Raw genomic sequence first — 19612 nt, 5'->3', positions numbered from 1 at the left:
TCGTGACACCTCCCGGGAGCATCCACGCGGCATATGCGGCAGCGGTAACTGACGCCGGCCCATCGGCCGGTTCGTGCCCGGAGGTCACCACATGGACCCGGTGATCGTGGTCGGGGCCGGACCGGTCGGTCTGGCCCTGGCCCTCGCCCTCGCCCGGCACGAGGTGCCGACCATCGTCCTGGACGAGGGCTCCGGGCTCTGCCCCGAGGGCCCGCGCAGCGTCGTCCTCGGGGCCGACACCGCCGCCTTCCTCACCCGGATCGGCTACCCGCGGGCCGTCTCGGACTCCGCCCTCTGGGACTCCTTCACCGTCTGGCGCCGCCGCCAGGAGGTGCTGCGGATCGACCTCACCGACTCCCCCGCCTTCCACCTGCCCCAGCACCGCCTCCAGCGCGGCCTGCGCGACGCCCTCACCGGCACCCCGCTGGTCCGGCTGGTCCCGCTGAGCCGGGTCGTCGAACTGGAACAGGACCGCGACGGCGTCAGCGTCCGCACCCACGGCACCCAGGACGGCTCCAGCACCTGGTGGCGCGGCAGCCACCTGGTCGGCTGCGACGGCGCCAGATCCGCCGTCCGCAAGCTCCTGAAGATCCGCTTCCCCGGCCGCCCCGCCGTCGACCGCAACGCCATCGCCACCGTCCGGGTCGACCTGCCCTTCCACGAGGCCCGGCTGCACCGCGAGCCCCCGTGGCGCGGCGACCGCGAGGCCTCCGCACGCCCGCTGCCGGACGGCGTCTGGCGGCTCGACTGGCGGCTGCCCCCCGGGCGGCCCGCCCCCACCGAAACCGTCGACCCGCACGCCACCTGGCCCGGCGTCGTCACCGGCGACACCCTGCTCACCCGGGTCACCGCCACCCTCACCGGCTGGTGCGGCGAACTCCCCCGCTTCGACCTGCTCGCCGCCGCCGACCACACCGCCCAGCAGCGCCTCGCCGCCCGGTTCCGCAGCGGCCGCTGCTTCCTCGCCGGCGACGCCGCCCACCTGCACGGCGCGCTCGGCATGCAGAACCTGGCCGACGGGCTGCGCGACGCCGACAACCTCGCCTGGCGGCTCTCCCTCGCCTGGCACCTCCACTCCGGCGGCCCACAACCCGGAGGCTCCCTGCTGGACGGCTACGAGGCCGAACGGCGCGGCGCGGTCGGCGCCCGGCTGCGCGCCGTCGACCAGTCCATGCCGCTGCTGCGCCCGCTGCGCGGCTGGCAGCAGACCCGGCGCTCGCTGCTGGTCGGCGGCTTCCGCAAGCACGCACCGCTGCTCGCCGACGGACAGCTCGGCACCGGCCGCTTCGGCGGCGCGCCCGCCTACCCGGCCGCGCCCTCGGGCGTCCCCGGCCGGGTGCCGGTCCAGCGCGGCGCCCGCGGCACCACCTCGCTCAGCGAACTGCTGCCGGCCACTGCCCCCGGCGTGCTCGTCCCGGACCTGCCGGTGCTCGCCGCCGACGGCACCCCGGACCACCTGCACGCCCGGCTCGGCGTCACCTTCCTGCTGCTGCTGGTCGCCCCCGGCACCGCCGTCTGGTCCGCCGAGCACTGGCTGGGCGCCGGCCTGATGCCCCGGCTCGCCGAGGTCGCCGCCGCGCTGCCGGTGCCCGCCGAAGTGCTGGTCACCGAGGAGTACCCGGAGGCCGGGCCGCACACCGTGCTGCTGATCCGGCCGGACGGGCACCTGGTCGGCGCCACCCAGGGCGCCGCCGCCGAAGACCTGCTGGCGCTCGCCGACCGCGCCCGGGGCGGGCCGGCCCCGCTCGCCGGCGCACCCGAAGCCGAGCCCGACCAGGACCCCGCGCCGGAGCCCGCCGTCCGCCAGGCGCCCCGGCAGGTGGACTCACCCCGCGCGTAGGGCCCTGGCGCGCGCCCCGGGCGTGCGCCGGACAGGGCCTGGCAGGGCCGGGCAGGGCCTAACTCGCCACCGCGATGGCCCGGCTCTCCCGGACCACCGTCACCCGGATCTGGCCGGGATAGGTCAGCTCCTCGGCGACCTGCCGGGCGACCTCGCGGGCGATCAGCTGCGCCCCGAGGTCGTCCACCTCCTCCGGCCGCACCATCACCCGTACCTCGCGCCCCGCCTGCATCGCATACACCTCGGCCACGCCCTCGTGCGCGCGGGCGATCTCCTCCAGCCGCGCCAGCCGCCGCACGTACACCTCCAGCGACTCCTTGCGCGCCCCGGGCCGCCCGCCCGAACAGGCGTCCGCGGCCTGCGTGAGCACGGCCTCCACGGTGCGCGGCTCCACCTCGCCGTGGTGCGCGGCGATCGCGTGCACCACCTCCGGGGACTCCCCGTGCCGGCGGGCGAAGTCCGCGCCGACCGCCGCGTGGCTGCCCTCGACCTCGTGGGTGAGCGCCTTGCCGATGTCGTGCAGCAGTGCCGACCGCCGTACCGGCTCCGGGGCCACCCCGAGCTCGGCGGCCATCATCCCGGCCAGGTGCGCGGACTCCAGCAGGTGCCCGAGCACGTTCTGCCCGTACGAGACCCGGTAGCGCAGACTGCCCAGGGTGCGGACGAGTTCGGGGTGCATCCCGCCGACCCGGGCGTCCAGCAGGGCGTCCTCACCGGCCCGGACGCAGCACTGCTCGACCTCCTCGCGGCTGCGCTCGTGGACGTGCTCGATCCGGGTCGGGTGGATCCGGCCGTCCTCGACCAGTTGTTCCAGGGTGAGCCGGGCGGTCTCCCGGCGGACCGGGTCGAAGCAGGAGAGCTGCACCGTCGCGGGGGTGTCGTCGATGATCAGGTTGACGCCGGTGACCGCCTCGAAGGCACGGATGTTGCGGCCTTCGCGGCCGATGATCCGGCCCTTCATGTCCTCGCTCGGCAGCCGGAAGACGGTGACCGCCGTCTCGGCGGTCTGCACCGTCGCCAGCCGCTGGATCGCCCCGGCGAGGATGCCCCGGGCCCGGCGCTCGCCCTCCTCCCTGGCCTCGCGCTCGAGCTCCCGGACCGTGACCGCGGCCTCCCGCCGGGCCGTGGTCGCGGCCTCGCGCAGGAGTTCGGCGCGGGCCTGCTCGGCGGAGAGTCCGCCGGCCCGCTCCAGCACCGCCACCCGGCGGGTCACCAGCGCCTCGGCCTCGCCCCGGGCGCGCTCCAGCTCGGCGGAGCGCGCGGCGAGTTCGTCCTCCCTGGTCCGGACCCGGCGCAGCTCCTCGGCCAACTGCTCCTCACGCCGGTCGAGTTCGGCCCGCTGCCGGGAGGTCTGCTGCTCGGCCCAGCCGCGAACGCGCTCGGCCTCGACGCCGGCGCGCTGCTGGGCGGCCCGGAGCCGCTTGGCCAGCAACCCGACCAGGACGGCGAGGAGCAGCAGGACGGCGCCGGCCGACCCGGCGAGGAGCAGCAGGGAGGCGTCCGATCCGGTGCCCGCAGAGATCCTCATGCCGCCCACTCCCCGTCACCGCTGTCCGCCGCCCGGCGTGGACCGCCGTCCGGAAGCGCCCCCGCACTGAGTGCGAGGCTAGGCGCGGGTCACGAAACGGTCAAGACTCGACCTGGACTGGACCAAGAAGCGTACGCAATAGCTACCGGACGGCCACTAGTCCCTCCCGGTTCCCGACGGTTCGCCCGGCTCCTCCTCGTCCAGCGCGCTCCGCACCACCCGGAACGCCAGCCCCTCGGAGTAGCCGCGCCGGGCCAGCACGCCGACCAGCCGCCGTATCCGGACCTGCGGGTCCAGCCCCCGGGTGGACCGCAGCTTGCGGTCCACCAGCGCCCGGGCGGCCTCGGTCTCGTCGTCGTGGTCGAGCTGGGCCACGGCCTGTTCGACCAGGTCCGCGGTCACGCCCTTGGTACGCAGTTCCTGGGCCAGCGCCCGCCGGGACAGCCCCCGGACGGCGTGCCGGGACTCCACCCAGGCCGCGGCGAAGGCCGCGTCGTCGATCAGCCCGACCTCTTCGAGCCGGGTGAGCACCTCGTCGGCGACGTCGTCCGGGATCTCCCGCTTGCGCAGGGCGTCGGCGAGCTGTTTGCGGCTCTTGGCGGCGCCGGTGAGCAGCCGCAGGCAGATGTCGCGGGCACGGCCCTCGGGATCGGCCGTCTCCTCGGCCCCGGCCCGCTTCCGCGCGGTTCGGCCGGTACGGGCGGAGGGGTCTCGCTCGTCACCCGGAGCGCCCGCCTCGTCCGAGGCGTGCCCGGCGGAGCGCCCGGCCGCAGTGCGCCGCCCACGACGCGCCCCGGCACCGGTGCGCGGGGCCGGGGCGGTCACACCCCCGTGACCGACCGCCCCGGCCTCGCCCCGGCCGCTGCCCGCCGTCGCGGAGCCGGCCTCGTCGAACTCCTCGGCCGCCAGTGCCGATCGCCGCCTGCGGCGGCCGGTGGGCAGTTCGGAGGCGGAGACGAGCCCGAGCTCGTCCACCGTCGGCTCCGCCGGAGCCGGCCCGGGCGCCGCGCCGCGCACCGCCCGGGCCGGCGCCCGGTCGAACTCCGGCTCCGGACCGGATGCCCACTGTGCGGCGGAGGACCGCTCCCGCCGCCGCCCCTTCCGGGACTGCGACCGCGCCCGGGGCGTCGCCTCGAACGGCGGCTCCGGCTCCCCCGCCACGGCGGCGAACCAGTCCGGCGGCCCGTAGTCGTCGCCGTCCGGACCCGCCGGTCCGCCCTCACCCACTGCGTCGTGCTGCGTCAACGGTTCAGGCCTTGGCGGCCGCCGCCGTCTTCTTCGCCGCGGCCGTCTTGGCGGCGGTCGCGGTGATCGGCTTCGCGGCGCCGTCGGCGGCAGCGGCCACGGCCTCGCCCTCGGCCGGCTCCTCGGTCTTCGGGCCGATGCCGAGCTTGCCCTTGATCTTCCGCTCGATCTCGTCGGCGAGCTGCGGGTTGTCCCGCAGGAAGTTGCGGGCGTTCTCCTTGCCCTGGCCGAGCTGGTCGCCCTCGTAGGTGTACCAGGCGCCGGACTTGCGGATGAAGCCGTGCTCGACGCCCATGTCGATCAGGCCGCCCTCGCGGCTGATGCCGACGCCGTAGAGGATGTCGAACTCGGCCTGCTTGAACGGCGCGGCGACCTTGTTCTTGACCACCTTGACGCGGGTGCGGTTGCCGACCGCCTCGGTGCCGTCCTTCAGGGTCTCGATCCGGCGGATGTCCAGCCGGACGGAGGCGTAGAACTTCAGCGCCCGGCCACCGGTCGTGGTCTCCGGCGAGCCGAACATGACGCCGATCTTCTCGCGCAGCTGGTTGATGAACACCGCCGTGGTGCCCGACTGGTTCAGCGCACCGGCGATCTTGCGCAGCGCCTGGCTCATCAGCCGGGCCTGCAGACCGACGTGCGAGTCACCCATCTCGCCCTCGATCTCCGCACGCGGGACGAGCGCCGCGACCGAGTCGATGATGATCAGGTCGACCGCGCCGGAGCGGATCAGCATGTCGGTGATCTCCAGCGCCTGCTCACCGGTGTCCGGCTGGCTGACCAGCAGGGCGTCGGTGTCCACGCCGAGCTTCTTGGCGTACTCGGGATCGAGCGCGTGCTCCGCGTCGACGAAGGCGACCGTGCCGCCGGCCCGCTGGGCGTTGGCCGCCAGGTGGAGGGTCAGGGTGGTCTTGCCGGAGGACTCGGGGCCGTAGATCTCGACCACCCGGCCGCGCGGGATACCGCCGACACCGAGGGCGACGTCCAGGGCGGTGGACCCGGTGGGGATCACGTCGATCGGCTCGTTGGCCTTCTCGCCCAGGCGCATCACCGAGCCCTTGCCGAACTGCCGCTCGATCTGAGCGAGTGCGTTCTCAAGGGCCTTCTCGCGGTCCGTACCTGCCATGGCTTCCACCCTCGGGTTCTGTGCTGTGCGCTTCATCGTCCTCGACGCTAGCGCGTCCCACTGACAAACGAGCCCGACCCGGCTCCGCCTGTGGAAAACTCCTCGCCGGAGAGTATAGAGAACAACTGTTCGATTCAAGCCTCGCACGTCCGAACGGTGCCGCCACCGCTGGCCGGGTCACCTCCCGTCGCCGCCGACCATCCGCCGCAGCCGCCGCGCCGCCTCCCGGCGCAGCTCCCGCCGGGCCCGCCGCTGCTCGCCCCGGTCGATCCGCGGGTCGGTGGCCACCTCGTACCGCCGCACGTACGTCCCGACGAAGCCCTGCAAGGTGGCCGCCGCCGGGATGGCGATCAGCGCGCCCACCGCGCCGAGCAGCGCCGCGCCCGCGATCACCGCGCCGAACGCGACCGCCGGGTGCACGTCCACCGTCCGCGCGGTGATCCTCGGGTGCAGCAGGTAGTTCTCGACCTGCTGGTAGACCACCACGAAGATCAGCACCCAGAGCGCGTCCACCGGCTGCACGGTGAGCGCCACCAGCACCGGCAGCGCGCCGGCCAGGTACGTCCCGATGGTCGGCACGAACTGCGACATGACGCCGACCCAGACCGCCAGCGCGGCCGCGTACGGCAGGTCGAGCAGCGCGAACATCACCCAGTGCCCGATCGCGGAGACCACCGCGAGCAGCGCCCGGGAGTACAGGTAGCCGCCGGTCTTGGCGAGTGCGATCTCCCAGGCCCGCAGCACCTCGCCCTGCTTGGCGGGCGGCAGCATCGAACAGACCGTCCGGCGGACCCGCGGGCCCTCGGCGGTGAAGTAGAAGGTGAACAGCCCGACCGTGAAGGCCTGGAAGAGCCCGCCGATCACGGTGGAGGAGAGGCCCCAGACGTTGTCGGCGGCCTGCTGGGCGTAGCTCTCGATCGCGCCGGAGTCCTTGAGCAGCTTCTTCTGCAGCTCGCCCAGCGACAGGTCCTGATGGAACGTCCGGTTCACCCAGTTGATCAGGTTGTCGACCAGGTGCGGCAGGTCCCCGGCGATCTTCGCGACCTGATCGACCAGCAGCGTGCCGAGCGCCGCGAGGAACCCGATCACCGCGATCCCCACCGCGACGAACACCAGGAAGGTGCCGATCCCGCGACGCACCCCGCGCGCCGCCATCCGGTCGACGGCCGGCTCCAGCGCCAGCGAGAGGAAGAAGGCCACCAGCAGCATCACGAAGAGGTCGATCAGCTGGTGGAAGGCCCAGTCGGCGAGCTGGAACAGCCCGACCAGCACCAGGGCCAGCACCATCGCCCGGGGCAGCCAGCGCGGCATCCCGCCACCCCAGAGGCCGCCGGCCGCGCCCTCCGGCAGCCGCGGTTCGGGCGGCGGGCCCGGAGCCTCGTCGGCGACCCGCGCCGTCCTGTCCGAATTCTGTGCTTCTGCGCTGCTTGTCACTCCGACAGTCTCACCCATCCCCCGGAACCGCCCGAGCACCGGGCACCCCGCCGGGGCGGGGTCGGTCCCGCGGGCGGGCGGTGGTCAGCGCAGCACGCCGGAGACGCCCTGGGTCTCGCAGACCACCCGCCAGACGTCCTTGGCCTCCCAGCCCGCCTCCAGCGCCTGCCGCACCGTCCGCCCGCCGAGTTCGCTCATCACGTGGTCGGAGGCGAAGGACTCCGCGTACGCCTCCCCGAAGTGCGCGTGCATCCGTCGCCAGAACTCCGTCAGCCTCATGGCTCCAGTATCCCGGACCGCGCGGCCCCGCTCCGGGCCCGCCACTGCCCGGCCGTCAGCGCGTACTCGACCTCACCGTGCTCGCTGCCGGGGATCGCCTCCGGGTAGTCCTCGTGGAAGGTGCGGACGAACGACAGCCCGGTCTTCTCCATGACCCGCCGCGAGCCCGCGTTGACCGTCATCGTGTACGCCACCACCCGCCGCACGCCCAGTTCGGTGAAGCCGCGGCGGACCAGCGCCCGCGCCCCCTCGGTCGCGTACCCGAGCCCCCAGGCGGCCCGGCGCAGCCGGTACCCCAGCTCGACCTCGGAGCGGTCGCCGTCCCGCGTCGGCCGGAACTCGAACCAGCCCAGGAAGGCCCCGCCGTCCCGCTCCTCGGCCGCCCACCAGCCGAGGTCGCCGTACCGCCGGTGGTGCGCGAGGTACAGCGGCAGCAGTTCGCCCTCGACCCGCTCCCGCGCGGTCGGCCGCCCGCCGGTGAGGTGGCGCATCACCTCCGGGTCGCCGTCCAGTTCGACCAGGTGGTCGACGTCCGCTGCGGTGAAGCGGCGCAGCACCAGCCGCTCGGTGGTGAGGAAGACGGTCACGCCCCGATCCTCACCCGCCGGCCCGGGCGGCGTCACCCGGTTTTCCGCCCGCCTCAGCGCGGCAGCGCGAGCAGCCCGGCACCGAAGTACTGCCGGGCCCCGCAGGCGTACGGCCCGGGCGGGCAGGCGGCCGCCGCGGTGCCGGCGAGCAGGGCGGCGAGCGGGGCGGAGCCGTAGTCCGGGTGCAGGGCGGCGGCCACCGCGACCACGCCGGTGACGTGCGCCGCCGCCATCGAGGTGCCGGCCAGTGCCGCGTACTGCCCGCCCGGCCAGTCGGAGACGACCGCGCCCTGCGGCCCGCTGTCCGGGTCGCCGCCGGGGGCGGCCAGCGAGACCCGGCCGCGGCCGTAGTTCGAGTAGCCGGACGGGCGGCCGTCCCGGTTGACGGCGGTGACGGTGACGACGCCGGGCAGTTCGCCGGGCAGCCGGATGCACTCGGTGCCCAGGTAGCGGGAGCGGGCCGGGCCGGAGACCCGGTCGTTGGGGCTGCGTTCGTCCGTCCGGGCGGCACCGAGGTCCTGCCCGTCGTTGCCCGCCGAGGCGACCACGACGGCGCCCTTGCGCTGGGCGTAGGCGGAGGCCCGGCCGACGGCGGCGATCAGCGCGGCCTGGTCCTGGTCCTCCGGGCAGTTGTACTTCCACGGGTCGGCGAAGTAGCTGTTGTTGATCGCCTTGGCGCCGTGGTCGGCGGCCCAGAGCATGCCGCACACGATGTTCTCGGCGTAGTACTGGCCGAGCGGTCCGAGCAGCCGGACGGCGGCGATCCGCACGCCCGGCGCGACCCCGGTGACGCCGTGGCCGTCCCGGGTGGCGCCGACGATCCCGGCGACGTGGGTGCCGTGGCCGCTCTCGCTGACCCCGGGGTCGGGCCGCCAGGAGCCGGAGCGGGCGTCGGGCCGGCCGTCGGCGCAGGAGACGGAGGCCTTCGGGTCGACGGCGGCGCGCAGGTCCGGGTGGGTGTCGTCGACGCCGGAGTCGAGCACCGCGACGAGCACCTTGTGCAGCGCGTCGGCGGTCGGCGCGCCGGCGGGACCGCGGATCCCGGTGGAGGCGTCGCCGGCCCGGGCGCCGGCGCCGCCGAGCATGGCGAGGTTCCACGGGTCGCCCTCGCCCGGGTCTGGCACCGTGACGGTGCCGCCGTCCTGCCGGTCGCTGCTGTCGCGACGGGCCCTGTCGGTGCTGCTGCGACGGGCGTGATCGCTGTCGCGACGGGCCTGATCGGTGCTGCTGCGGCCGGCGCGGTCGGCGCGGTCGGTACCGGCGGCGAAGTCCCCGGCGCCGTCCAGCAGGCGGGGCGGGGCGACCACCGGTTCGGTCCGGGTGGTGCCGACGGCGGCGATCCCGGGCCGGGCCCGCAGCGTGCCCGCGAAGCCGCCGGTGGCGTACGCCAGGACGGCCCCGATCTGCGGGTACTCCTGGACCACCTGCCCGCCCGCCGCCCGGCTCTCGGCCCCGGCCAGGGCGGCCCCGGCGGCGTCCTCCTGCCCGGCGAGCACCAGGTAGCTGAGGTAGGGCCGGCCGGATCCGGACACGTACGGGACGGCGCCGCCGACCACGAGTGCGGTGAGCAGCATCGCGAGCAGCGCCCGGGCGGGCCCGCGGACGCGGCGGCGGGCGGCACGGGCGGGACTGCCGGACGGGTTCACCTGCGCCATCGCACGGTCTCCGCTCGTCGGTCCGGTGGGTCGGGGGTGGATCACTGGCCTGATTCATCACCATATGAGCGGATTTGCCTTTTTGCTCCTTTAACTACACCCGGGCTCACCACACCCGTGCGACCTCCGCTCCCCCACCCCGGTTGTCGGTGCCACCCGGCACCATGGGGGCATGGCGCCCCCGCACCCGACCCCGCCGAACGACGACCCCCTGGCCGGATTCGCCCCGACCACCCGGGCCTGGTTCACCGGCGCCTTCTCCGCCCCCACCACCGCCCAGGCCGAGGCCTGGCGCGCCATCCGGCAGGACACCGACGTCCTGGTGGTCGCCCCCACCGGCTCCGGCAAGACGCTCGCCGCCTTCCTCTCCGCCCTGGACCGGCTGAGCAGCACCCCGCCCCCGGCGGACCCCAAGCGCCGCTGCCGGGTCCTGTACGTGTCGCCGCTCAAGGCCCTCGCGGTGGACGTCGAGCGCAACCTGCGCGCCCCGCTGACCGGCCTGCGCCAGGCCGCCGTCCGGCTCGGCCTGCCCGAGCCGGAGGTCCAGGTCGCCACCCGCTCCGGCGACACCCCCGCCGCCGACCGCCGCCGCTTCGCCACCCACCCGCCGGACATTCTGATCACCACCCCCGAGTCGCTGTTCCTGCTGCTCACCTCCGCCTCCCGGGAGGCACTGCGCGGCGTCGACACGGTGATCCTCGACGAGGTGCACGCCGTCGCCGGCACCAAGCGCGGCGCCCACCTCGCGCTCAGCCTGGAGCGGCTGGACGAACTGCTGGAGCGCCCGGCCCGCCGGATCGGCCTGTCCGCGACCGTCCGCCCGGTCGAGGAGGTGGCCCGCTACCTCAGCCCGCAGCGCGGCGCCGTCGTCGTCCAGCCCGCCGCCGCCAAGGAGTTCGACCTGTCGGTGGTCGTCCCCGTCCCCGACCTGGACGACCTGCCCGCGGCCCCGGCCACCGGCGCCTCCTCCGACGCCGACCCGCAGCGGCAGGCGTCGATCTGGCCGCACGTCGAGGAGCGGATCGTCGACCTGGTCCAGGCGCACCGCTCGACCATCGTCTTCGCCAACTCCCGCCGCCTCGCCGAGCGCCTGTGCAACCGGCTGAACGAGATCGCCCTCGAACGGGCCACCGGTGAGCGGCTGCCCGAGGCGCACTCCCCCGCCCAGCTGATGGCCGAGTCCGGCGTCGCCAAGGGCGCCCCGCCGGTCATCGCGCGCGCCCACCACGGCTCGGTCTCCAAGGAGCAGCGGGCGCTGGTCGAGGAGGAGTTGAAGGCTGGCCGGCTGCCCGCCGTGGTCGCCACCTCCAGCCTGGAACTGGGCATCGACATGGGCGCCGTCGAACTGGTCGTCCAGGTCGAGTCCCCGCCCTCGGTCGCCTCCGGCCTGCAACGGGTCGGCCGGGCCGGCCACCAGGTCGGCGCCGTCTCCACCGGCGTCTTCTTCCCCAAGTACCGCGGGGACCTGGTGCAGTCCGCCGTGGTCACCGAGCGGATGCGGGCCGGCCGGATCGAAGCGCTGCGCGTCCCGCGCAACCCGCTGGACGTGCTCGCCCAGCAACTGGTCGCGATGACGGCGCTGGACGCCTGGCCGGTGGACGACCTGCTCACCGTGGTCCGCCGCGCCGCGCCCTTCGCCACCCTCCCGCAGTCCGCCTTCGAAGCCGTGCTCGACATGTTGGCCGGCCGCTACCCCTCGGACGCCTTCGCCGAGTTGCGCCCCCGGGTGGTCTGGGACCGGGTGGCCGGCACCGTGACCGGCCGGCCCGGCGCCCAGCGGCTCGCCGTCACCTCCGGCGGCACCATCCCCGACCGCGGCCTGTTCGGCGTCTTCATCGCCGGCGCCACCGGGTCCGATTCGAAGACGGGCAAGAAGGGCGGCGGCCGGGTCGGAGAGCTCGACGAGGAGATGGTCTACGAGTCCCGCGTCGGCGACGTGTTCACCCTCGGCACCACTTCCTGGCGGATCCAGGAGATCACCCACGACAAGGTGCTGGTCACCCCCGCCCCCGGCGTGCCCGGCCGGCTCCCGTTCTGGAAGGGCGACACCCTCGGCCGCCCACTCGAACTCGGCCGCGCCCTCGGCGCGTTCACCCGCGAGCTGGGCGCCCTGGCGCCCGAGGCCGCCACCGCCCGGCTGCACCGGGCCGGCCTGGACGACTGGGCCGCCGCCAACCTGCTCGACTACCTCGCCCAGCAGCGCGCCGCCACCGGCCACCTCCCGGACGACCGCACCATCGTCGTCGAGCGCTTCCGGGACGAGCTCGGCGACTGGCGGATCGTCATCCACTCCCCCTTCGGCGCCCAGGTGCACGCCCCCTGGGCGCTCGCGCTCGGCGCCCGGCTGCGCGAGAAGCACGGCCTCGACCCCCAGGTCATGCACGCCGACGACGGCATCGTGCTGCGCCTGCCGGACGCCGACCTCCTCGCCACCGACTTCGATTTCAACAGCCCCTCGGAGCGGTCCGGTTCGGACGAGGCCCCGGTCGGCGCCGACGCCGCCCTGTTCGACGCCGCCGAGATCGAGCAGCTGGTCACCGACCAGGTCGGCGGCTCCGCCCTGTTCGCCTCCCGCTTCCGCGAGTGCGCCGGCCGTGCCCTGCTGCTCCCGCGCCGCAGCCCCGGCCGCCGCACCCCGCTCTGGCAGCAGCGCCAACGCGCCGCCCAACTGCTCGAAGTCGCCTCCGAGTACGGCTCGTTCCCGATCGTCCTGGAGGCCGTCCGCGAGTGCCTCCAGGACGTCTTCGACGTGCCGGGCCTGGTCGAGCTGATGGGCGACCTCGAATCCCGCGCCGTCCGCCTGGTCGAGGTCACCACCCCCGAGCCCTCGCCCTTCGCCCGCTCCCTCCTGTTCGGCTACGTCGCCCAGTTCCTCTACGAGGGGGACTCCCCGCTCGCCGAGCGCCGCGCCGCCGCCCTCTCGCTCGACTCCCGGCTGCTGTCCGAACTCCTCGGCCAGGCCGAGCTGAGCGAACTGCTCGACCCGCAGGTCCTCGCCGAGCTGGAGGCCGAGCTCCAGCGCCTCACCCCCGAGCGCCGGATCAAGGACGCCGAGGGCGTCGCCGACGCGCTGCGCCTGCTCGGCCCGCTCACCGAGGCCGAGCTGGCGGCCCGCGGCGCCGAGCCGCTCTGGGCACTGGAGTTGGAGGCCGCCCGCCGGGTGATCCAGGTCCGGATCGCCGGCGAGCGGCGCTGGTCCGCCGTCGAGGACGCCGGGCGGCTGCGCGACGCGCTCGGCACCCCGCTGCCGGTCGGCGTCCCCGAGGCCTTCACCGAGCCGGTCAAGGATCCGCTGGGAGACCTGCTCGCCCGCCACGCCCGCACCCACGGCCCGTTCGCCGCCGCCGAGGCGGCCGCCCGCTTCGGCCTCGGCACCGCCGTCGTCACCGGCACCCTGCACCGGCTCACCGCCGCCGGCCGACTGGTCCAGGGCCAGTTCCGCCCACCCGTCGCCCGCCAACACCCTTCGCCGGAGGCGCTCCACACCACCCCTCCCGACCACACCACCACCGAGTGGTGCGACGCCGAGGTCCTGCGCCGGCTGCGCCGCCGCTCGTTGGCCGCCCTGCGCCAGGAGGTCGAACCCGTCCCACCGCGCGCCCTGGCCGCGTTCCTCCCGCAGTGGCAGCACCTGGCCGGCCACCGACTGCGCGGCCCGGACGGCCTGCTCCGGGTGGTCGAACAGCTCCAGGGCACCGCCCTGCCCGCCTCCGCCCTGGAGAAGCTGATCCTCCCGGCCCGGCTCACCGACTACTCCCCCGGCCTGCTGGACGAGTTGACGGCGGCCGGCGAGATCGGCTGGTGCGGGGCCGGCGCACTGCCCGGCAAGGACGGCTGGCTCAGCCTGCACCTGGCCGAGCACGCCCACCTGCTGCGCCCCGAGCCCGTCCCGCCCGCGCTCACCCCCGTGCACAGCGCGCTGATGGCGGCACTGGCCGGCGGCTACGGCCTGTTCTTCCGCCAGCTGGTCCAGCAGTTGCCGGAGGAGACCCCGGAGCCGGAGGCCGTCGAGGCGCTCTGGGACCTCGTCTGGGCCGGGTACGTCACCAACGACACCCTCGCCCCGCTGCGCGCCCTGCTCGGCTCCGGCCGGACGGCCGGTGCCACCGCCCACCGCGCGCCCCGGGCGACCCCGCGCGGCCGCTACGGCGGCGCCGGCCGCGCCTTCGGCCGGGTCGGCGGCGCGCTGCGCAGCGGCCCGCCGACGGTGGCCGGGCGCTGGTCACTGCTGCCCGCCTTCACCACCGACCCGACGGTCCGGGCCACCACCCAGGCGCAGAGCCTGCTGGACCGGCACGGCCTGGTCACCCGGGGCGCGGTGGCCGCCGAGCGGGTGCCGGGCGGCTTCGCCGGGGTGTACCGGGTGCTCGCCGCGATGGAGGAGCGCGGCCGGGCCCGCCGGGGCTACTTCGTCGAGGGGCTGGGCGGCGCCCAGTTCGCCATGGAGGGCGCGGCCGACCGGCTGCGCTCGGTCAACGGACGACTGGAGCGGGCCCGGGCCGCCGAGTGGCCGGCCGCCCCGGCCACCGAGCCGCCGCAGGTGCTGGTGCTGGCCGCCGCCGATCCGGCGAACGCCTACGGCTCCGCGCTGCCCTGGCCGGAGCCGCCGACGGCCCCCGGAGCCAAGGAGGCCCGGGCGCACCGCCCGGGCCGCAAGGCGGGCGCCCTGGTGGTGCTGGTGGACGGCGAGTTGGCGCTGTACGTCGAGCGGGGCGGCAAGTCACTGCTGGCCTGGCCGGAGGACGGCGCCACCCGGGCGCTGGCGGTGGGCGCGCTGGCGGCCGCGGTCCGCGAGGGTGCGCTCGGCAGCGTCACGGTCGAGCGGGCGAACGGCGAGCCTGCCCTCGGCTCGGCGCTGGGCGCCGCGCTGGAGGAGGCCGGTTTCCACGCCACCCCGCGCGGCCTGCGCCTGCGGTCCTCCTGAGGTCCGCCGACACCGAAGGCCGCGGGGCATCCGGTGCCCCGCGGCCTTCGTTCGCTCGTATCACCCGTTCGAGTGGCTCAGCCGACCGTCGGCGGTTGCGCCTCCACCCGGGCCACGGCCACCGATGGGCGCCGCTCCGGCCCGGTGGCGTTCCGGTCGGCGTGGACCGGGATCAGGCCGAGTCCCCAGCCGCCGGCCGCGAGCAACCCCAGCGCGGCGCCGTCGGCCAACTGTCCCCGGACCGCCGGCAGCCACCAGGCCAGCCCTGCCGTCAGGATCACCAGGACCCGGCGGGCCGGCCACGGCATCAGTCGCCGCAGCCGTATTCGAGCCTCCGTGCACGCCGTCGCGGCTCTCCGCACGACCGCCCTCCTTCGCTCGCCCCGGGCACCAGGAGCCCGGGAGTCGAGGCCGGGTTCAGGCGGCGACCACGTCCATCGCGGCGGCCTTGGGCGACATGTTCGCCCGGTCGGCACCGGGGGCGGGCAGCGGAACCGGTTCGAGTACCGGCCTCAGCAGATCACCTTCGGAGAGGGTGGCCATCGCCGCAAGTTCGGCGAGCGACAGTTCGTCGCTGACCTCGCGCATGACCTCGGACATCCGGACGTCGAGCGCGTCGCAGATGGCGGAGAGCAGCTCCGAGGAGGCCTCCTTCTGTCCCCGCTCGACCTCGGAGAGGTAACCGAGCGAAACCCTGGCTGCCGCCGACACCTCGCGGAGTGTGCGGCCCTGGCGCTGGCGCTGCCGACGCAGTACATCGCCCAGTAGGCGACGAAGCAGGATCATCGGTGCCTCCCTCCTCGGACTGCGGATCGAGATGTCACGACCCCACCGTACCGCCTTGCCCGCATCGCGTGCGGGGACCCTGGTCGTGTTCACTCTGGGCTGCAAGGCTGTCCCCCTCCTCGTTCCGGTGTCGTTCCCGGGTCCGCGGGCCCCTCGTGGTACCCGCCGTGGGCCGCCCGGCCACCGTCACGCAACTCGTTCGCCACCTGGTTTCTGCCCAACCAGGCCGTTGGATGTAACACGATCCTCCAGCTGTGCCATGCCCGCGGACCGGATCGGCAGATCGCGGTTCGGTGGAGATCGCCGCGATCGGGGCTCCACCACGCCTCCGCGGCGCCTCCACACGGGCTGCGGGACGCCCGGGTGCGGGCCCCGCGGGGTTCAGGTCGTGGGCGTAGCGGCCCGTAGCCGCTCGACGAACAGCTCCAGAGCGGCGGTCACCGCCCCGTGACGGATTCTGGCACGCCCGCCCGACAGCCGGGGCGAACTGACCAGAGTTCCCTCCGGACCGGCGACCGCCAGGTGTACGGTGCCCACCGGCTGCCCGTCCTGCGGGTCCGGCCCGGCCACCCCGGTCGTCGCGATCCCGTACGTGGCCCCCAGCAGCCGACGCACGCCCTCGGCCATCTGCCCCGCCACCACCGGGTGGACCGGCCCGTACACCGCCAGGAGTCCCTCGTCCACGCCGAGCACCGAGGCCTTCAGCTCGGTGGCGTACGCCGTGACCGAGCCCCGGAAGGTCGCGGACGCCCCGGGGACGTCGACCAGGGCGGCCGCGAGCAGCCCTCCGGTCAGCGACTCGGCGACGGCCAGCGTGCCGCCCCTGGCGCGCAGCGCCTCGTGCGCCCGTACCGCCAGCTCGTGGTCCGTCACCCGGTCTCCCCCGTCACTCACCGGCCCGCGCGCTCCGCGGCCAGTCCCTCGCGGCGCATGCGCAGCGCCTGTCCGACGTAGTCCAGCGCGGTGCCGATGGTCAGCAGTACCGCCAGGGCCATCAGCACGGCCCGGGCGGTGGCCAGCCAGCCGGTCAGCTCCAGCACGTACATGCCGACCGCGATGCCCTGGGTCAGCGTCTTGATCTTGCCGCCCCGGCTGGCCGGGATGACGCCGTAGCGGATCACCCAGAAACGCATCAGGGTGATGCCGAGTTCGCGGGCCAGGATCACCGCGGTGACCCACCAGGGCAGGTCGCCGAGCAGCGAGAGGCCGATCAGCGCCGAGCCCATGATCGCCTTGTCGGCGATCGGGTCGGCGATCTTCCCGAAGTCGGTGACCAGGCCCTTGCGCCGGGCCAGCTCGCCGTCGAACAGGTCGGTGATCATCGCGATGGCGAACGACGCCCAGGCGACCGAGCGCCACTTGGGGTCGTGCCCGCCGTCGGCGAACAGCAGCGACACGAAGACCGGCACCAGCAGCAGCCGGAGCATCGTGAGCATGTTGGCGATGTTCCAGACAGCCGGCGCCGGCGGCACCGCGGCCGGCGGTCTGCCCGGATGGGCCGCGGCCGGGGCGCCGGGCCCCTTGGTCATTCCCCGGCTCCCGGGGCCTGACGGACCCGGACCGGCTCCAGCGCCTCGGCGATCAGGTCGACGCCCTCGCTGGCGACCACCTTGGCCCGGTGGAACTGGCCGATCTGCGGGTCCTCGACGCCGGTGAGGGTGGTCAGGCCGTCGGTCTCGGGGGCCTGGTGGGCGGCCCGGCCCTCGACCACGCCGTCCTCGATGGACTCGATCAGGACCTCGACCTCGGTGCCGACGCGCTGCTCGGCCCGCTGGGCGGTCATCTCCTCGGCCAGCCGGCTGAGCCGGTTCAGCCGGTCGGCGATCACGTCCTCGGACAGCTTGCCGTCGTAGGTCGCGGCCTCGGTGCCGTCCTCGTCGGAGTAGCCGAAGACGCCGATCGCGTCCAGCCCGGCGTGCGTGACGAAGCGCTCCAGCTCGGCGAAGTCCGCCTCGGTCTCGCCGGGGAAGCCGACGATGAAGTTGGACCGGGCGCCGGCCTGCGGGGCCCGGTCGCGGATGGTCTTCAGCAGGTCCAGGAACTGGTCGGTGGAGCCGAAGCGGCGCATCCGGCGCAGCACGGCGGGCGCCGAGTGCTGGAAGGACAGGTCGAAGTAGGGCACCACGTCCGTGGTCCCGGTCATCGCGTCGATCAGCCCGGGGCGCATCTCGGCGGGCTGCAGGTAGGAGACCCGGACCCGCTCGACGCCCTCGAGCGCGGAGATCTCGCCGAGCAGCGTCTCCAGCAGCCGGATGTCGCCGAGGTCCTTGCCGTACGAGGTGTTGTTCTCGCTCACCAGGACGACCTCGCGCACGCCCTGCTCGGCCAGCCACTGGGCCTCGTGCAGCACGTCGGAGGGGCGGCGGGAGATGAAGGAGCCGCGGAACGCCGGGATGGCGCAGAAGGAGCACCGCCGGTCGCAACCGGAGGCGAGCTTGACCGAGGCGACCGGGTTGTCGTCGAGCCGCTTGCGCAGGGTGCGCGGGCCGGAGGCCGGGGCGAGGCCCTCGGGCAGGTCGGCGATCGGCTCGGCCGGGGTCTCGGCAGCGCCGTGGCCGGGCAGCGCGACGGCCTCGGCGGCGGACTGCCGCTCGGCCGGGCTGATCGGCAGCAGCTTGCGGCGGTCGCGCGGGAGGTGCGGGGCGTGGTGGCCGCCGGAGAGGATGGTCTGGAGGCGGTCGGAGATGTCGGAGTAGTCGTCGAAGCCGAGCACGCCGTCGGCCTCGGGCAGGGCGTCGGCGAGCTCCTTGCCGTACCGCTCGGCCATGCAGCCGACCGCGACGACGGCCTGGGTGCGGCCGTGCCCCTTGAGGTCGTTGGCCTCCAGCAGGGCGTCCACGGAGTCCTTCTTGGCGGCCTCGACGAAGCCGCAGGTGTTGACGACGGCGACGTCCGCTTCGGCGGCGTCGTCGACGAGCAACCAGCCGTCGGCTTCCAGTCGCCCGGCGAGTTCCTCGGAGTCCACCTCGTTGCGGGCACATCCGAGCGTGACAAGGGCGACAGTACGGCGTTCAGGCATAGGGCCAAGATTAACGCGCGGCCTCCGGTGCCGTTCGCCCCGGAGGCCGCGCGCCTCGGATTACCAGATCTTCGCCAGGCCGCAGGGCCGCTCTCCAGGGCCTCCGCAGGCCTGTGGTCAGCCCGCCTGCGGATCGCCGGGGGTGTACGTGACGTGCACCACCTGGCCGTCCTTGCCGAGGAGGCCGAGGTCCTTGCCGTTGACGTACGCGTGCACGGCCCCGCCGTTTCCGAGCACCAGCTTGATCTGCTTGGCGTCGGTGAAGGTCTGGTCCTGGCCGTCGCTGATGTTGTTCTGGAACAGCGACTTCCCGCTGCCGTCCACCGCGGACACCCAGCTGGTGCTGCCCTCGGCGACCAGCTTCACGGTGACCTTGTCGGCCGGGACGGCGGCGATCGCGGCCGCACTCGGCACGGGCGCCGGCGGCTGCACGGTGGGCGAGGGCACGGAGGCGACCGAGCCGGTGCCGGAGCCGCTGGGCAGCGGCGCGCTGGCGGAGCCGGTGCCGGTGTGGCCGTCCTTGCCGCTGACCAGGTTGAAGCCGATCAGGACGACCACCACGACGATCGCGGCGACCATGGCCGCCGCCCAGTTCGGCCGGCCGCGGCCGGGCACCTTGATCGGGCCGCTGTCGATCAGCTGGGTCGGCCGCTTGGAGGCGGGCGAGCCGCCGTGCGCGGCGTCGTACCGGGCGATCAGGGCCTCGCCGTCGACGCCGACCTCGCGGGCGATCGCGCGGATGTGCCCGCGGGCGTAGAAGTCGCCGCCGCAGCGGCCGAAGTCGTCCTCCTCGATGGCATGGACGATCGGCACCCGGACCCGGGTCGCCGTACTCACCTGGTCCACCGTGAGCCCGGCCTCGATCCGGGCGGTGGACAGCACCCGGCCGATGCTCGGGGCATCGGCCGCCTGCACCGCGTCGTCGGTCGACTCGACGGACGACGGGGCGTTCTCGCGGTCGGGGGACTTGCCGATGGTCACGGGGCACGCCTTTCGAGCGGATGGCCACCTGCTGGGGAACAGTCTAGGGGCGCGGGCGGATCGTTTCTCAAGCGGAACAGGCCCGAATGCGCGCGCCCGCCCCGACGGGGGCCCGGCTCCCCGCTGAACGGCCGTCAGCGGGCCCGCACGGGGAACCCGGGGGGTTCGCTTTCCGGCCTGTGACGCGGCGTACGGACGTTCGGTTCCCCTG

Annotated in this window: 15 protein-coding genes; 2 read left to right on the top strand and 13 right to left on the bottom strand. The window is 74.9% G+C overall.

What is annotated here, in order from left to right; translation table 11 throughout:
* Positions 1-91: 91 nt before the first annotated feature.
* Positions 92-1840 (top strand): FAD-dependent monooxygenase, encoded by a 1749-nt coding sequence (locus ACIP37_RS27415; RefSeq protein WP_363584591.1) that lies wholly within the window; start codon positions 92-94, stop codon positions 1838-1840.
* 58 nt (positions 1841-1898) lie between these two features.
* Here ACIP37_RS27415 and rny read toward each other — a convergent pair whose 3' ends face one another.
* The 7 genes from rny to ACIP37_RS27380 all read right to left on the bottom strand — a co-directional run bounded on the left by rny (position 1899) and on the right by ACIP37_RS27380 (position 9691).
* On the bottom strand, positions 1899-3368 hold the full coding sequence (rny, locus tag ACIP37_RS27410) for a ribonuclease Y (protein WP_400808576.1): 1470 nt from the start codon (positions 3366-3368) through the stop codon (positions 1899-1901).
* 156 nt (positions 3369-3524) lie between these two features.
* Positions 3525-4613, bottom strand: a complete 1089-nt coding sequence (gene recX, locus ACIP37_RS27405; RefSeq protein ID WP_400808578.1) for a recombination regulator RecX — start codon at positions 4611-4613, stop codon at positions 3525-3527.
* A gap of 4 nt (positions 4614-4617) precedes the next feature.
* Positions 4618-5736, bottom strand: coding sequence for a recombinase RecA (gene recA, locus ACIP37_RS27400; protein ID WP_363584595.1), 1119 nt, complete (start codon positions 5734-5736; stop codon positions 4618-4620).
* 177 nt (positions 5737-5913) lie between these two features.
* Positions 5914-7047 carry an AI-2E family transporter gene (locus tag ACIP37_RS27395; RefSeq protein ID WP_363584633.1) on the bottom strand — a complete coding sequence of 378 codons (1134 nt, stop codon included), beginning with the start codon at positions 7045-7047 and terminating at the stop codon, positions 5914-5916.
* Between the two features lie 207 nt (positions 7048-7254).
* A complete protein-coding gene (locus tag ACIP37_RS27390; RefSeq protein ID WP_363584597.1) occupies positions 7255-7449 on the bottom strand; it encodes a DUF3046 domain-containing protein in 195 nt (64 codons plus the stop codon).
* Complete coding sequence (locus ACIP37_RS27385) at positions 7446-8036, bottom strand: GNAT family N-acetyltransferase (protein WP_363584599.1); 591 nt, start codon at positions 8034-8036, stop codon at positions 7446-7448. The genes ACIP37_RS27390 and ACIP37_RS27385 overlap by 4 nt, the downstream gene beginning before the upstream one ends.
* A gap of 53 nt (positions 8037-8089) precedes the next feature.
* Entirely contained in the window at positions 8090-9691 is a 1602-nt protein-coding gene (locus ACIP37_RS27380; RefSeq protein ID WP_400808582.1) for a S8 family peptidase, read from the bottom strand.
* A gap of 172 nt (positions 9692-9863) precedes the next feature.
* Between ACIP37_RS27380 and ACIP37_RS27375 the strand changes: the two genes are divergently transcribed.
* On the top strand, positions 9864-14615 hold the full coding sequence (locus tag ACIP37_RS27375; RefSeq protein WP_363630363.1) for an ATP-dependent helicase: 4752 nt from the start codon (positions 9864-9866) through the stop codon (positions 14613-14615).
* A 77-nt stretch (positions 14616-14692) separates the two neighbouring features.
* On the opposite strand, the gene ACIP37_RS27370 is transcribed toward ACIP37_RS27375, so the two are convergent.
* The 6 genes from ACIP37_RS27370 to ACIP37_RS27345 all read right to left on the bottom strand — a co-directional run bounded on the left by ACIP37_RS27370 (position 14693) and on the right by ACIP37_RS27345 (position 19401).
* On the bottom strand, positions 14693-14977 hold the full coding sequence (locus ACIP37_RS27370; protein WP_400844648.1) for a hypothetical protein: 285 nt from the start codon (positions 14975-14977) through the stop codon (positions 14693-14695).
* 55 nt (positions 14978-15032) lie between these two features.
* Positions 15033-15401 (bottom strand): helix-turn-helix domain-containing protein, encoded by a 369-nt coding sequence (locus ACIP37_RS27365; RefSeq protein WP_030290911.1) that lies wholly within the window; start codon positions 15399-15401, stop codon positions 15033-15035.
* A 381-nt stretch (positions 15402-15782) separates the two neighbouring features.
* The gene (locus tag ACIP37_RS27360) at positions 15783-16259 is read right to left on the bottom strand and encodes a CinA family protein (protein ID WP_400844662.1); all 477 of its coding nucleotides are present in this window, start codon (positions 16257-16259) and stop codon (positions 15783-15785) included.
* A 32-nt stretch (positions 16260-16291) separates the two neighbouring features.
* Positions 16292-16930: a CDP-diacylglycerol--glycerol-3-phosphate 3-phosphatidyltransferase gene (gene pgsA, locus ACIP37_RS27355; protein WP_363374405.1), complete on the bottom strand. Its 639-nt coding sequence runs from the start codon at positions 16928-16930 to the stop codon at positions 16292-16294.
* Entirely contained in the window at positions 16927-18420 is a 1494-nt protein-coding gene (gene rimO / locus ACIP37_RS27350; protein ID WP_363584609.1) for a 30S ribosomal protein S12 methylthiotransferase RimO, read from the bottom strand. Before rimO ends, pgsA begins: the two co-directional genes overlap by 4 nt.
* 117 nt (positions 18421-18537) lie before the next feature.
* A complete protein-coding gene (locus tag ACIP37_RS27345) occupies positions 18538-19401 on the bottom strand; it encodes a helix-turn-helix domain-containing protein (RefSeq protein WP_363584611.1) in 864 nt (287 codons plus the stop codon).
* Between the last annotated feature and the right edge of the window lie 211 nt (positions 19402-19612).

This window comes from Kitasatospora sp. NPDC088861 (assembly GCF_044750105.1).
In the GTDB taxonomy this organism is placed as follows: domain Bacteria; phylum Actinomycetota; class Actinomycetes; order Streptomycetales; family Streptomycetaceae; genus Kitasatospora.
The sequence above is the reverse complement of the archived record's forward strand: the minus strand, read 5'-3'. Positions and strand labels throughout refer to the sequence as shown.